This is a genomic window from Aquirufa lenticrescens, assembly GCF_019916085.1.
In the GTDB taxonomy this organism is placed as follows: Bacteria; Bacteroidota; Bacteroidia; order Cytophagales; family Spirosomataceae; genus Aquirufa; species Aquirufa lenticrescens.
The window spans coordinates 1784155-1798792 of record NZ_CP049834.1 but is presented as its reverse complement, the minus strand read 5'-3'; the positions used below and the strand labels follow the sequence as shown (position 1 = coordinate 1798792).

The window sequence follows — 14638 nt, the reverse complement described above, 5'->3', positions numbered from 1 at the left end:
TGAATTCGTTGCTGTTAAAGCCTGTTAATGCTTAGAGTTTTGGAAATAATTTCAAGAAGGTGATAATAAACGGTATCGACAATAAAAGACCATCAAAACGATCTAAGAATCCGCCGTGACCAGGAATCGTATCCGCAGAGTCTTTGATATTGATGCTTCGCTTGAACAAGGATTCAACTAGGTCCCCGTATGTACCAGCCACCACGATGATAATTCCGATTCCAAACCATTGCCATGACTCGTAATTCGTGTAATAAATGGATAAAACATAGGCGACAATCATAGCGGCTATTAAACCACCAATGCTTCCCTCCCAGGATTTTTTAGGGGATACGCGTTCGAAGAGCTTCGTTTTACCAAATTTCGTGCCTGCAAAATACGCTCCAGAATCACTCGCCCATAATAAGAAAAGGCAACCCAGAATGATTTGAGGATCGTAGGTTTCGTTTTTAAGAAAGGCCAATACCGTTAATAAGGCAAAAGGCAAAGCCACATAAATAATACCTAGGAAGGTGTAGGCGATGTTTTTGAAGGGCTTTTCGTCTTTGGCATTGTATAACTTAATGAAGAAAATCAACGCCAAAAGTGGCGACAATATGTAATAATTCGAATAGGCAATCTCCCCCTTTTCAATGAAAAAAGTCAACAGATGGAGCACCACGCCACAAAAGGTACCGTAAAAGGTTAAGGGTAAATTATCGCTGATACTACCTACTAATTTATAAAATTCTAACTGCGCCGCGACACCGATTAATAGGAACAAACCTAAAAAAGTGTAATCGCTAAACAACACACAGAAAAGCAAAAACGGCACCGCAATAATAGCTGCGATCACACGCTGTTGCAAATTAGACATCTCTCTTAATCCCATCATTTATTTTTCTAATCGGTATGTATAAAGCCGACGTATATAAAACACTACTAAGGCCAAAGAAATAACCACTGACCACCAAGGCGTAATTTCTCCTAATTTCTCCGGATTTACTGCAATTTGTTTCTGCTGGTACATATACTGCATCGTCAGTGTCCAACCGTTATTGAATAGATGGGCCACAATCGGAATCCAAATATTGCGGTTCCAGACATATAAATATCCAAAAAAGGCCCCTAAAAATAAGCGCGGAAAAAAGCCAAAAAACTGAAAGTGAATAAAACTAAAAATCCCCGCAGAAACCCAAATCGCCACATGGTGATTACCCGTATACCGCTCAAAAAGCGATTGCAAAACACCTCTAAAGAACAATTCCTCCCCTAGAGCAGCTAATCCAGCGATGACCGCTAAACCAATAGCAAAGTCCATCGGACTATGAAAATCGATTAAAAACTTCGTCAATTCGGCTAATTGCGTTTCTGAGGCACGCATCCATTTCTCTGTCTCTTCAAATCCTGCAGGCAATACTAAAGATTCATTCCACTGGATGATGTATTCTAAAAGTGGCATTCCCACTAAAATAGTGATGATTGACCATAAAAAGACTCGATAATCAGGGCTAGAATTGCTAGAAAGGGAATTTAAATCACGCTTCTCTGACCAACGCAAATAGGCCCAAGAACTAGCTACGAAAGTAAATAAAGCGGAAAACCACTGCAAAGCCATCATCGCACGGAAGGCTCCTTCATAGTTTTGGGGATGAGCCATAAAATCCAAAACCGATTTTTGGAATTGATTTACATCCTGTGTGGGAAATCCGACAATTAAAACAACCGATAATAAACCAATAAATTGACCTATGAAGCCCCCTAAAAGGAAAAATCCAAATAAAATTAGGGTTTTGGATAGTAATCCGATGTAACGTTCGGGCCCTTGAAAATTGTTATCTACCATAATGCTCGTAAATTTACGCAATTTTTAATCAGAATGGTAAAGATAGGTAACATCGAGCTCGGCTCATTCCCATTGCTTTTAGCCCCTATGGAGGACGTCTCAGATCCGCCTTTCCGCGCGGTCTGCAAGGCGAATGGCGCTGATTTGATGTATACGGAATTTATTTCCTCTGAAGGACTGATTCGCGATGCCGCAAAAAGCGTTCAAAAACTCGATATTTTTGAATACGAGCGTCCGATTGGAATTCAACTTTTTGGTAGTTCCATCGAAACAATGGCTTCTTGTGCTGAAATCGCCACGAAAGCCGGTCCAGATTTAATTGACATTAATTACGGTTGCCCAGTGAAACAAGTGGCCTGTAAAGGTGCTGGGGCCGCTTTATTACAAGATATTCCTAAAATGGTAGCGATGACCAAAGCCGTAGTCGATGCCACTCACTTACCGGTGACGGTTAAAACCCGCTTAGGCTGGGATGACTCCACGAAAAACATCGAAGATGTAGCCGAAAGACTTCAGGATATCGGGATTCAAGCCTTAACTATTCACGGAAGAACGCGTGTACAGATGTATAAAGGCGCGGCAGATTGGGAATTGATCTCGAAAGTGAAGAATAACCCAAGGATAAAAATACCTATTTTCGGCAATGGCGATATCGATTCGCCTGAGAAAGCCAAAGAATACCGTGATCGATACGAAGTGGATGGAATTATGATCGGACGCGCATCCATCGGCTATCCTTGGATTTTCAATGAGATCAAACATTATTTAGCGACAGGAGAGCATTTAGCCCCTCCTACCCTACAACAACGCTTACAAGTTTGCCTCGATCACCTCGACTTCTCGATCCGCTGGAAAGGAAATCATGGGGGAATCGTCGAAATGCGCCGTCATTACGCGAATTATTTCCGCGGAATGGATCATTTCAAACCTTTCAGAACCCGTTTAGTGACCACCTATGATTTTGAAGAAATCAAAGAAATTCTAAACGAAATCTCAGCGCATTACGCTGGAGAACCTTTACACGCCTAATGGAAAACAAGCAAAAATCCCCCGTATTACTCGTTATTTTGGCCTTTACAGCCCTTTCTTTGATCTGGGGAAGCTCATTTATTTTAGTCAAGAAAAGCTTAGTCTATTACAGTTCTCCACAAGTGGGTGCATTGCGTATTTTTGCGGCCTTCATTTTTTTTATCCCAGTCTTTTTGAAACAAAGACATGAGGTGAAAAAAGAGCACTGGAAAAGCTTTTTTTTAGCCGGTTTAACCGGAAATTTAATCCCTGCTATTCTGTTTTCTATTGCCGGAAAGCATTTGACATCGGCCTTATCTGGTATGTTAAACGCCTTCACTCCACTGTTTACCTTGATCGTGGGAATTCTTTTATTTAAACAAGGTTTTCAATGGCGTCAAATGCTCGGTATCGTTCTTGGAATTGCCGGTTGTTTTGGATTGATTGTAGGTGGAGAAGGATTCAATATTGATTTTAATTATCATGCACTTTGGGTGGTGTTAGCCACTTTCTTGTACGGTTTTAATCTGCATATCGTGAAGACCAAATTATCCGGTTTAAATCCCTTCACGTCAACTGCGGGCATCTTTATGGCGATCGGTCCGCTTTCGTTAATTCTATTAGCCTCCACTGGATTCTTTTCGCAAGCAATTGAATGGTGGCCATTTTTAGCCGCTTGTTCTTTAGGTGTTTTCGGCTCTGCGATCGCCATGGTGTTATTCAACCAACTCATCAAATGGACGAACGCGATTGTGGCCAGTTCTGTGACCTACATCATTCCAATTGTAGCCGTAGGTTGGGGCGTATTCGATGGAGAACAAGTATACCTTTCGCAAGTGATTGCGATGATCGTCTTGTTAATCGGGGTATACGAAATCAACCGATCAAAGGCTTGATTTTGACTCGATAATAGGCCCGCGTTCTCCAATACCATTCTCGTTGAAGGCTTCGATTTGGAAATAATAGGTCTTGCCACGGTCCATGGATTTGAAATAATATTCGTTCGCCCCAAAAACCTGCACCGAGGTATACATTTTATCTGGCGCAATACCTGAATAAATGACATAACCCGTCGCATTAGGCTTATGCCCCCATTTTAACCAGGCACTGCGCGAATCATGTTCGCCGCGCAAAACCAATAGATCCTTGATGACACCTGGCTTTTGGCCATGACCAAAACCGAAAGCGCGAATACCCGAAATTGCAAATTTTCCCGCCGCCATGTGGTGATTTACCAGTTTAAGGTAACGCACTTCCACTGGCTTCTTTAATTCGACATAATCGTGCGGAATGTCTGTTTTGTTTGTAGACTTATCAATAATCAACTCCCATTTCTGACCATCCTTGCTACCTAACACTTGGTACTGGTGGTAGATACCATTCATCTTCCCCAGGAAACTCGAATCCACATCTTGATCCGCATAATTCAATTGCAAGGCTTTTAACGTAGAAACCTCCCCTAAATCGGTCTCAATCCACTCCCCTTTTTTCGAAGAGGCCGCAGACCAATAGGTTTTCATTTGCTCGTCTACCGCAAAATTCGCAGAATAACCCGGCAAACTCGAAGAGACTCTCACCGGTTTATTGTAATTCAACAGCATCCAACCCGTAAATAATTCTGACGGCTTGTCTACTTTTTTCATGGGCATATAATGCGGATAATCTCCATAAGCCGTATTAGTAAACATAATTCCATCTTGATCAAAATACGTAGGCCAAAGTCCCAGACGACGCTCAAAACTATTCTTCACCGCAATGGTAATCGTAGAAACATGCCACCAATTGCCATATTGGCCCTCAAAAGTAGCCCCATGACCCGCACCGCGCGTAAATCCACCGGGCTTAAACGAAAACGGATTGTGCGCTTGGTAGGTAAACGGTCCCATCGGATGATCCGACGTGTAAACACCATCGCCATAAGCCGAAAATTCCGTTCCAGGCGCCCCATATTGTAAATAGTATTTTCCCTTGTATTTATTCATCCAAGCTCCCTCCATAAAAGGCTTCAAGAAGGTATTATCCTGGTATTCCCCAAAACGCTCCCAGCCATGTAGCTCATCATTCAGCTTGATCAAATCTTTACGCTCCCCGATGGGCTGCAAGGTCTTGCGATCCAATTCCTGCCCGTACATCGGATAAAAATTACTTGAACCGTGGTATAAATACAGCCGGTTATCGTCATCTAAAAAGAAAGCGGGATCCCAGGCACCAGCTGTAAAGGCATGAACTGCCTCTTTCCAGGTATCGGTTTCCGGTTTTTGGGAATACCAAAGCGTAAAATCCTTTGCATACGTGGAACCAATCACTAACAAACTGTCGCCTAAAGTAAGCGTCGCAGGTGCACACAATTCATCATACACTTTGTGGTAAGGTTGCAGAAATCGGCGGGATACAAAGTTCCATTTCAACATATCCTTACTCCACCAATAGCCCCATTGGTTCGTTGAAAACAAATAATACTTGTCTTTGAAATACGAAATCACCGGATCAGCAGTAGCCCTGTGACGTCCTTGTTCCGAAAAATTAGGAATGGGTGTAAATCCATAATCCAAGTTCATCGGATTGCAATAGGTGGATTGTGCTGATGATAAAGCGGTTTGCGCGCCGGCTGAAAAAGCAAAAGACAAAATAAAAAGCAACAATGCTGGAACAATTTTCATAGTTTTGAGGTCATATAGGTACCAGACATATCTGGCTGATTTTCGATGAACAAAGTAAGTAAATTTCAGGGAATTATTTGGGCTGCGGTATTGATAACGCTGTGGTGCGCGAATTTAGCCTATTGGATAGACGCTGATTTCAGCTGGTCAAATCCTTGGATCTATGTCGCGGTATTAATCCAGACCCACCTTTACACGGGTTTATTCATCACCTCACACGATGCCATTCACGGTGTTGTTTATACGGAGAACCCTCGTATAAATCACGCCATCGGACGTTTCTGTACCATCCTTTTTGCCTTTAACGATTACAGCACTTTACGTGCCAAACACCATTTGCATCATGCCCACGTTAATACGGATTCCGATCCAGACGTACACCAAGGGCCTTTCTTGTTTTGGTGGTTCCAATTCATTTGGCAATATGTCACCTGGAAACAAGTATTGGCGATGGCGATCACGTATAATATTCTGAAAATCTGGTTTCCGATGTGGAACTTGATTTTATTTTGGGAAGTACCTGCCATTTTGAGTACCCTGCAATTATTTATTTTCGGGACCTACCTGCCGCATCGGGGTGAACACGCAGCGGATAATAAGCAACAGTCGAGAAGTCAGGGAAAAAACCATATTTGGGCGTTTATTTCTTGCTACTTTTTTGGCTATCATTATGAACACCATGCGCATCCCTATTTGCCTTGGTATAAATTACCCAAAGCCAAGGACGAAAGCCTTGCCTAGACCTATATTTTTCCTAAATTTGCATCGCACAAAATCGACATAAACGAGCTCCTCATGAAAGAACCTAAATACAAACGCATTTTATTAAAACTTTCAGGCGAATCTCTTTCGACAGATGGAGAGGTCATTGACCCAACCATTCTTGGTCAATATGCCGCTGAAATTAAAAAAGTGCATGATTTAGGCGTTGAAGTAGCGATCGTTATTGGTGGAGGAAACATCTTCCGTGGTGCAAGTGCAGCAAAAGCTGGCATTGACCGCGTTCAAGGCGATTATATGGGCATGTTAGCGACCGTAATTAACGGGATGGCGGTACAAGCTTCTTTGGAAAAACAAGGTTTGTACACGCGGATGATGACAGCCATTAAAGTAGAAGCGGTTTGCGAACCATTCATTCGCCGTCGTGCGATGCGTCACTTAGAAAAAGGGCGTATTGTTATCTTTGGAGCAGGAACTGGTAACCCGTATTTCACCACTGATTCGACAGCCTCTTTACGTGCGATTGAAATCGAAGCAGATGTCGTTTTAAAAGGAACCCGTGTAGATGGTGTTTATACCGCTGACCCAGAAAAAGATGCCTCAGCAACTCGCTATACAAACTTGAGTTTCACTGAAGCGATTTCGAAAGGCTTGAAAATTATGGATACCACGGCATTCACTTTATGCCAAGAAAATAACGTTCCCATCATCGTATTCGACATGAATAAAGAAGGGAATTTAGCCGCCTTAGTATCGGGTGAGGATGTTGGAACATTAATTAGTTAATTGATAAAATGGAAGAAATCGAATTCTATATTGACGCAGCTGTCGAAACCATGGACGGTGCGATCAAGCACTTAAACATTGAATTGTCTAAAATTAGAGCAGGGAAAGCACATACTTCGATGTTAGATGGCTTAACCATCGATTATTATGGTATGCAAACGCCTATCTCGGGGGCTGCTTCTGTGACCACGCCCGATGCGCGCACGATTGCGATTAAACCATTTGAGAAAGGAATTTTCGCAGAAATCGAGAAGTCTATTCGTAATTCAAGTCTAGGTTTGAATCCAATGAATGATGGTGAAATTATTCGCTTATCGATTCCTCCATTGACAGAAGAGCGTCGCCGTGATTTAGTCAAGCGTGTGAAACAAGAAATCGAAGTGGCTAAGATTAATATCCGCAATGCACGTCAAGACGGAAATAATAGCATCAAGAAACTAAAAGGAGATGGTGTGTCTGAAGATGCCATCAAAGATGCTGAAGACAAAATCCAAAAGAAAACAGATGCCTACATCGCCAAGATCGACCAGGTCTTCGTCGAAAAGGAAAAAGACATCATGTCGGTATAATTTGAAAGCCTCGAAATTCGAGGCTTTTTTTATTCACTCATTCCACGGGCATAACCCGTTTCCAGCATCCGACGAATATCCATTTTCGTAAAACGCTGAATATCGATACTGAGAGGTTGCTTAGGTCTGATAATTGTCAACTTTACTTCGGGGCGAGACATTTTTAAATCCGCATTCAAAATCTCATTGACTGCAATATCCATCACCCGATCGACTAAGGCTAACAGATCCCCTGAGTCAAAATCCCCGCCTTCGATCATTTCCGTATGACAGGCGATCACTACTACTTCTTTGGCACCATCATTGATAGCCTTTTGCAATGGCGCCACGTCACGTAAACCTCCGTCTAGGTAGGATTTGCGCTTTTCGCCCTCAATCTTCACCACAGGCATCAAAATGGGCACAGCCGAGGATGCCATAAGGTAATCAGTGAAATTCTCAAAACTCGGGTCCACATAATGCATAGCCCCCTCCATAATATTCACTGCCCCTACTTTTAAGCCCACTGGACTAGCCTGTAAATTCCTATCCTGCAATACTTCAGTTAAAAGATCCCGTAAAGGACTCGTATCTACTAGGCCCTTAAACCGCTTCGTTAATGCCGTCCAGCCAAGCTGAAAAATGTTAAATGGTTTAGATAAGCATTCAGGACGCGTAATGCGTCGCTCCCAAAAATCCCATAAATCCTGAGCTGCCTGAGGATAGGAAATAGGAAGGCCAGTATTTGCTTGCTGACCAAACTGGTTCACTAAATAAGCCGCATTTAAACTTCCAGCTGAAACACCATAAATAGCATCCGGCTGATAACCTTTCTCAAAAAGCGCCTTGATAACGCCCGCTTGAAACGCGCCTTTTACAGAACCACCTGCTAAGACTAAAATCTGACTCATAATACCTTTATATCCACAATTCTGATTAAATTTACGCAATTTACTGATTCAAACAATCCGCATGTCCTACTCCATTTCTTCCATTCAAGCTCCCATCGACGATTCGATGAAGGCATTCGAAGGGAAGTTCAAAGCTTTCATGAAGACAAAAGTGATGTTGCTCGACACCATCATGCATTATATTGTCCAAAGAAAGGGAAAACAGATGCGCCCCATGTTCGTTTTTTTAACGGCAGGCTGTATGGGAGAGATCACGGAGAAAACATTCCGGGGAGCTGCGTTGATTGAATTATTGCACACTGCAACCTTGGTTCACGACGACGTCGTAGATGATTCAAATTATAGACGCGGATTCTTTTCCATCAATGCAATCTGGAAGAATAAGATTGCCGTTTTAGTAGGGGACTATTTACTTTCCAAAGGTCTATTGCTTTCCGTTGAACACGAAGATTTCGATCTATTAAAATCAGTTTCGACGGCCGTCCGTGAAATGTCAGAGGGAGAATTATTACAAATTGAGAAAGCGCGAAAACTAGACATCACAGAAGATGTCTATTTTGATATAATTACGAAGAAAACGGCGACGCTAATCGCCGCTTGCTGTGCGGTCGGATTTCAATCCGCTGGCGCGGATGGGGAAATGGTAGAGAAGGCACGTTTATTCGGGGAAAAAGTGGGTATCGCTTTCCAAATTAAGGATGACTTGTTTGATTACGGGGATGCAGAAATTGGGAAACCTTTGGGAATCGACATCAAAGAGAAAAAGATGACCTTGCCCCTGATTTATGCCCTTCAGAACACGGATAACTCTACTAAAAAACGCATCATTCAACTAATCAAGAAAGAGTCAGAAGATTCCAATAAAGTACGCGAGGTCATCGAATTTGTAAAATCAACGGGAGGCCTGGCCTACGCTAATCAGAAGATGAATGAAATCGCTGAGGAAGCTCGCACCATCTTAGCCACCTTTCCTGCGTCTGAATATCGCAACTCGCTGGGCGATCTGATTAGCTACACGATAGAACGCAATAAATAGCTATTCATCGCCACCACATGTGAACCCAATAAATAAAAAAAGGGAACCATTGCTGATTCCCCTTCTTCCAATTTATCTTCCGATTAACGTGGCCCGCCGAAGCCTCCGCCACCGCCTCCCATACGCATGCCTGGCATACCCATTGGTTGTTGTGGAGCTGCTGGAGCTGCATCGCCTTCGCCTTTCGTATCGTCATTATTCACTGATTTCTTTTTCTTCGTAGGACCAAAGCTCATCTTACCGATACGGTAAGAGAAGTTGATCTTAAAGTTCATGTTGCGTAATGTATTTTCACTCACCTGATTAATGGTAGGAGTCTTCGTTTCACTGCGAATAACAAAACCCTCAGGAGTAAAGAAATTTTCTGCACCGAATCCAATACTTCCCTTTTTATTCTTAAAGTCCTTCTTAAAGCTCAAACTATAAATTCCAAATCCACCTTGAGAACCTTGTAATTGAACTTGATTAACTCGGTAAAAAGAGAAAATTTGAGCTCCCCAACCATTTCCGATGTTGTAATTACCGAAAACACGGAAGTTTGTTTGCAAGCCTTCATTCTTCGCGTTCAACAACGGATCAGCCACATTGTTCGCTAATACCAAGTAAGAAAGATCACCGCCTCCACCAATCATCAACTTGTTAGAAAGGTTCACATTCAAGTTCACGTTCATACCATAGGCATCTTCATTACCAATATTTCTAGAGGTAGTTTTAACCGTATCTCCAAACACCTCTCTAATTTGATTAATCGCACCTGTCGTATTACGAACAAAGAAAGAAGTAGAAACGTATGTTTGTTTCACAAATTTGCTAAACGAAACCTCGTAGTTATTCGTGTATTCTGGTGCTAAGTTCGGGTTACCCGTTGAGATATTTAATGGGTTCGTTGCATTTACGTTTGGATTCAAATTTTGAATTCCTGGACGTTGAATACGGCGGTTATAGCTGAATCTCCAAGTACCTGACTTGAACGTTTTAGACATATTGAAACTAGGAACTAACACGCCATAAGCTGGAATCACCGTATTTTGACCTTCTTTTTTCAAGAAACTAGCTGTAATATCCGTGTATTCGTACCTCGCACCTGTCTTAATACTCCACTTATTCTTAGTGGTTAACGTATAAGAACCATAGGTGCTGTAGATGTTCTGATTGTAATCAAACACGTTGGATGGCAAAATAGCCGAATTCACCTGCGTATAAATGCCTCCTGAAGTGCCTGTAAATGATTTGTAATCTGATGTCACATTACGAAGAATTCCTTTTCCTCCAAATTCAAGTAACTGATTCTTGCCTAGTGGAGTTTGGTAATCCATTTGGAATGTAGCCTCCTCATTATAAGATGTGTTTTCATTCTTAATCGAGCTCATAATTTCGCTCATCGTAGACTTCGGATTTAGAATCAAATTGTAGAAGTCGTTTGCACGGTTATTGCGGCTGTACATCGATAAGATCGAGAACTCACGTTGTGCTTTTTCGAACGTATGCGTGTAATCAATATTCACATCCACGTTTGCCGATTCATCTAGAGAATTCGTATTACGAAGCGATGAAACTACTCCGTTTCTGATTTGTTGCAATCCATCTTGCCAGTTATTACCATTGCGAACACCGAAACGAACACTAGAAGTAATCGAATTAAACTTGTTAATATCCCAATCAAAACCTAACTGGTAATTACCAAATAAACCCTCACGACGGGATTCTGCTGTCTGAACGTTTGTAGTTTGCATGCCATTGTTAGTGGTGATCTGCGTACTTTCAAACTTCCCATTCACATTGTATTCAGAACGGCCAAAACCGCCTAAGGATAAGCCCCAATTCTTGTTTCTGAAGTTTCCGTTCAATGATAAATTAGAACCACGAACACCCGCTGAAGAATCAAATGACAAGGTTAAACCTTGTAAGGTGTTTTTCTTAGTGACAATATTAATGATACCAGCTGATCCTTCCGCATCATACTTAGCAGATGGAGACGTAATTACTTCCACCGTCTTGATCATATCGGCTGGAATTTGACGTAAGGCATCTGCAATATTAGAGGCCATAATGGTAGATGGCTTATTGTTAATCAACACCTTTACGCTGGCAGAACCACGAAGGGAAGGATTACCATCTAAATCGACTGATAACATCGGTACTTTTTTCAATACATCTGTCGCATCTCCACCACGGTTAGAGGCATCTTTTTCTGCATTATAAACCGTGCGATCTACACGTTCTTCGATTAATGCCCGTTGACCTTCCACCGTTACTTCAGAAAGCATTTTAGAGCTTTGTTGTAGTTTGATGACACCTAAATCGCGGTCGTCATTTTTTTCTGAAATGGTAACAAAAACCGTTTTACTTTCATAACCGATAAATGAGACAACAATTTTATACGATCCCACTGCGACTTTGTTCAAGGTAAATTTACCTACGCCATCTGCCACAGTACCGTCTACTGGTTTATTAGTCTTTGTATTGATTAAGGCCAAAGTGGCGAATTCCACTGGCTTTGAATCCGTCGAATCCAATAAGAATCCGATGATTTTTGCGCTTCCTTTAGACGCTGCTTGCGCAGTACCCGGAATCACTGTTTCTTTCTTAGGCGCTGCACCAAAACCACCCATCATTCCACCAGGTATCTGGGAAATAGCGGAGAATGATAAACTCATCAGTGCGAATAGCGTAATAATTTGTTTCATTGTTTGTTGTTTAAAATCGTATTTAACGAATGCAAAATTTGTACATTCTATTTAAAGGCCTTCTTTTTTGCGACCAAAAAGGGTAATTTGTAGTCCAATATGATGTTTCAACTCCATACACCTAGGCTCAGCTTAATCCCATTATCCAACCGGCATTTGCAGGAGTGGTCGCAATCGGGGCGCAAAGATCTGGAAAAAATGCTAGATCTACAGCATAACCCTTGGAATATGGAATTGTTCTATGAACAGGAAACAAGTCAGGCATTACGCGATTATTGGATTCCTCAAACCGCCAAATTCCCTATCGACTACTTTTGGTACACAAATTGGGAAATAATCCTGAAGGCCTCGTCCTGCTCTGTGGGGGGAATCGGTTTTGCGGGATTACCAGACAATGATGGCACAACAGAAATAGGGTATGCGCTGGATCAAAAATTCAGAGGAAAAGGAATTGCCACAGAAGCGGTGCAAGCATTAAGCGAGTGGGCTTTTCAAGATGCTGATTTAAGGATGATACGAGCAGAAACGCCAGTGGATAATGTGGGTTCGCAACGGGTTTTGGAGAAAAACTGCTTCCAAAAAACAGGAGAGAAAACACTGGCACTCGAAAACCCCATGCAAGTTTTCACCTGGGAACGCCTTCGATACTGATCTTTTTCAGTAATTTTACTGAATTGCCAATGTTAGACAGCTAAAAGCATGCAAAATTTCACTTCGGTTAAAGACGCTTACAATATTCAAAACTTAGTCAATGAGGCTTTGTTGATGAAGAAGACCCCCTATGCGGATAAGCATATTGGGAAAAACCGTACGCTCGGTTTATTATTCTTCAATTCCAGTCTTCGCACGCGCCTTTCCACCCAAAAAGCAGCTCAGAACCTCGGAATGGAGGTAATGATCATGAATGTGGGAGCCGATTCGTGGCAACTAGAAATGAACGAAGGCGTCATCATGAATGGCGACAAAGCGGAACACATTTCAGAGGCCGCGGCTGTCGTAGGTTCTTATTGCGATATAGTAGGGGTGCGTAGTTTTCCTGGTTTAGTGGATAGAGAGTTAGATTATAGCGAACAGGTATTGAACCAGTTCTTGAAGTATACAGGTCGTCCATTGATTAGCTTGGAGTCGGCGACACGCCATCCTTTGCAATCCTTAACGGATTTAATTACTATTAACGAGTATAAGAAGGTTGAACGCCCTAAAGTGGTGTTGACATGGGCTCCACACGTGAAAGCGTTACCTCAATGTGTGCCTAATTCCTTCGCGGAGTGGATGAATCGTGCGGACGTGGATTTCACGATTGCTCACCCAAAAGGCTATGAATTAGCGCCTGAATTCGCTGGAAATGCGAAGATTTGCTACGATCCTAAAGAAGCTTATGAGGGTGCTGATTTTATTTATGCTAAAAACTGGTCATCCTACCAGGACTACGGAAAAATACTTTCTTCGGATCCAGCTTGGATGGTGGATGCCGCGAAAATGAGCCTAACAAACAACGCGAAATTTATGCATTGTCTTCCCGTTAGACGGAATTTAGTGGTCGCAGACGAAGTCATTGATTCCCCTAATTCGATTGTGATTCAACAAGCGGGTAACCGGGTTTGGGCGGCACAAGCTGTTTTGAAAGAGATGATATTGACACTCATGAGAACCGAAAGTCCCTATTTATTCTAATGTCTGCGAAACCCACCCTTCAAGTAGTTAAAATAGGCGGAAATGTAATCGACAATCCATCTGCCCTAGCTAGCTTTTTGCAGGACTTTGCGTCATTAACTGGCCCTAAATTGCTTGTTCATGGAGGTGGCAAGATTGCCACTCAAATGGCGGCATCGATGGGCATTGAGAGTCAAATGATTGAGGGTAGACGTGTAACAGACGAGGAAAGCCTTCGTATTGTGACGATGGTCTATGCGGGTTGGATTAATAAATCGATTGTGGCTGAATTACAAGGTCTTTCCTGTAATGCCTTGGGATTAACAGGACCCGATGGCAGAATCGTGCTATCAAAGAAAAGAGCTATAACACCTATTGATTATGGTTTTGTAGGCGATATTGTTTCGGTGAATGCTGCTTCCTTGTCAGGGTTAATTGAGGCAGGATTCTCTCCCATCTTTGCACCGATTACGGCAGATGCTGCAGGTCAACTATTGAATACGAATGCGGATACGATGGCACAGGCTTTGGCCATAGCCCTCAGCTCAACATACGACGTTACTCTAACGTATTGTTTTGAAAAGAAAGGCGTTTTAATGGACCCTACTGACGATGATTCGGTTATCAGCTCCATCAATCCAGCCTCATTTATAGACTTAAAAGAAAAAGGAATCGTCTCTGCGGGGATGATCCCGAAATTAGAGAATGCCTTGAAGGCCATCTCTGCCGGTGTTTCTGTGGTCAGATTATGCCATGCAGATAACCTGCAGAAAACGGACATCGGAACAAAAATTAGTGCCTAAT

14 protein-coding genes are annotated in these 14638 nt (G+C 42.4%); 9 read left to right on the top strand and 5 right to left on the bottom strand.

Going from position 1 to position 14638, the window contains the following annotated elements; all coding sequences use genetic code 11:
- Positions 1-31 precede the first annotated feature (31 nt).
- Together G9X62_RS08070 and G9X62_RS08065 are read right to left on the bottom strand one after the other, a co-directional pair.
- Positions 32-874, bottom strand: a complete 843-nt coding sequence (locus G9X62_RS08070) for a phosphatidate cytidylyltransferase (protein WP_261345506.1) — start codon at positions 872-874, stop codon at positions 32-34.
- Entirely contained in the window at positions 875-1825 is a 951-nt protein-coding gene (locus G9X62_RS08065; RefSeq protein ID WP_223130220.1) for a CPBP family intramembrane glutamic endopeptidase, read from the bottom strand.
- 33 nt (positions 1826-1858) lie between these two features.
- Between G9X62_RS08065 and dusB the strand changes: the two genes are divergently transcribed.
- Together dusB and G9X62_RS08055 are read left to right on the top strand one after the other, a co-directional pair.
- Complete coding sequence (gene dusB, locus G9X62_RS08060) at positions 1859-2854, top strand: tRNA dihydrouridine synthase DusB (RefSeq protein WP_223130219.1); 996 nt, start codon at positions 1859-1861, stop codon at positions 2852-2854.
- Positions 2854-3729 (top strand): DMT family transporter, encoded by an 876-nt coding sequence (locus G9X62_RS08055; RefSeq protein ID WP_223130218.1) that lies wholly within the window; start codon positions 2854-2856, stop codon positions 3727-3729. Before dusB ends, G9X62_RS08055 begins: the two co-directional genes overlap by 1 nt.
- Here the strand turns inward: G9X62_RS08055 and G9X62_RS08050 are convergent.
- Positions 3718-5493, bottom strand: a complete 1776-nt coding sequence (locus G9X62_RS08050; RefSeq protein ID WP_223130217.1) for a family 43 glycosylhydrolase — start codon at positions 5491-5493, stop codon at positions 3718-3720. The two genes, G9X62_RS08055 and G9X62_RS08050, sit on opposite strands and share 12 nt — an antisense overlap.
- A 45-nt stretch (positions 5494-5538) precedes the next feature.
- On the opposite strand from G9X62_RS08050, the gene G9X62_RS08045 reads away from it, so the two are divergent.
- From G9X62_RS08045 to frr, 3 genes are read left to right on the top strand one after another with little or no spacing between them, the layout of a single operon-like run.
- Positions 5539-6234, top strand: coding sequence for a fatty acid desaturase (locus G9X62_RS08045; protein ID WP_223130216.1), 696 nt, complete (start codon positions 5539-5541; stop codon positions 6232-6234).
- A gap of 54 nt (positions 6235-6288) precedes the next feature.
- Positions 6289-6999 (top strand): UMP kinase, encoded by a 711-nt coding sequence (pyrH, locus tag G9X62_RS08040; RefSeq protein WP_223130215.1) that lies wholly within the window; start codon positions 6289-6291, stop codon positions 6997-6999.
- Positions 7000-7007: 8 nt separating this feature from the next.
- Positions 7008-7568 (top strand): ribosome recycling factor, encoded by a 561-nt coding sequence (gene frr / locus G9X62_RS08035; RefSeq protein WP_223130214.1) that lies wholly within the window; start codon positions 7008-7010, stop codon positions 7566-7568.
- A gap of 29 nt (positions 7569-7597) precedes the next feature.
- Here frr and G9X62_RS08030 read toward each other — a convergent pair whose 3' ends face one another.
- Positions 7598-8458 (bottom strand): patatin-like phospholipase family protein, encoded by an 861-nt coding sequence (locus tag G9X62_RS08030; RefSeq protein WP_223130213.1) that lies wholly within the window; start codon positions 8456-8458, stop codon positions 7598-7600.
- 61 nt (positions 8459-8519) lie between these two features.
- On the opposite strand from G9X62_RS08030, the gene G9X62_RS08025 reads away from it, so the two are divergent.
- Positions 8520-9494 carry a polyprenyl synthetase family protein gene (locus G9X62_RS08025; RefSeq protein WP_223130212.1) on the top strand — a complete coding sequence of 325 codons (975 nt, stop codon included), beginning with the start codon at positions 8520-8522 and terminating at the stop codon, positions 9492-9494.
- 83 nt (positions 9495-9577) lie between these two features.
- Here the strand turns inward: G9X62_RS08025 and G9X62_RS08020 are convergent, their stop codons facing one another.
- Positions 9578-12181, bottom strand: coding sequence for a TonB-dependent receptor domain-containing protein (locus tag G9X62_RS08020; RefSeq protein WP_223130211.1), 2604 nt, complete (start codon positions 12179-12181; stop codon positions 9578-9580).
- A 99-nt stretch (positions 12182-12280) separates the two neighbouring features.
- Here G9X62_RS08020 and G9X62_RS08015 point away from each other — a divergent pair, with 99 nt between their 5' ends.
- The 3 genes from G9X62_RS08015 to argB are packed head-to-tail and all read left to right on the top strand — an operon-like array spanning position 12281 to position 14637.
- On the top strand, positions 12281-12832 hold the full coding sequence (locus tag G9X62_RS08015; protein WP_223130210.1) for a GNAT family N-acetyltransferase: 552 nt from the start codon (positions 12281-12283) through the stop codon (positions 12830-12832).
- A gap of 48 nt (positions 12833-12880) precedes the next feature.
- Positions 12881-13855 carry an N-acetylornithine carbamoyltransferase gene (locus G9X62_RS08010; RefSeq protein ID WP_223130209.1) on the top strand — a complete coding sequence of 325 codons (975 nt, stop codon included), beginning with the start codon at positions 12881-12883 and terminating at the stop codon, positions 13853-13855.
- Positions 13855-14637 (top strand): acetylglutamate kinase, encoded by a 783-nt coding sequence (gene argB / locus G9X62_RS08005; protein ID WP_223130208.1) that lies wholly within the window; start codon positions 13855-13857, stop codon positions 14635-14637. Before G9X62_RS08010 ends, argB begins: the two co-directional genes overlap by 1 nt.
- The last annotated feature ends 1 nt before the right edge of the window (position 14638 follow it).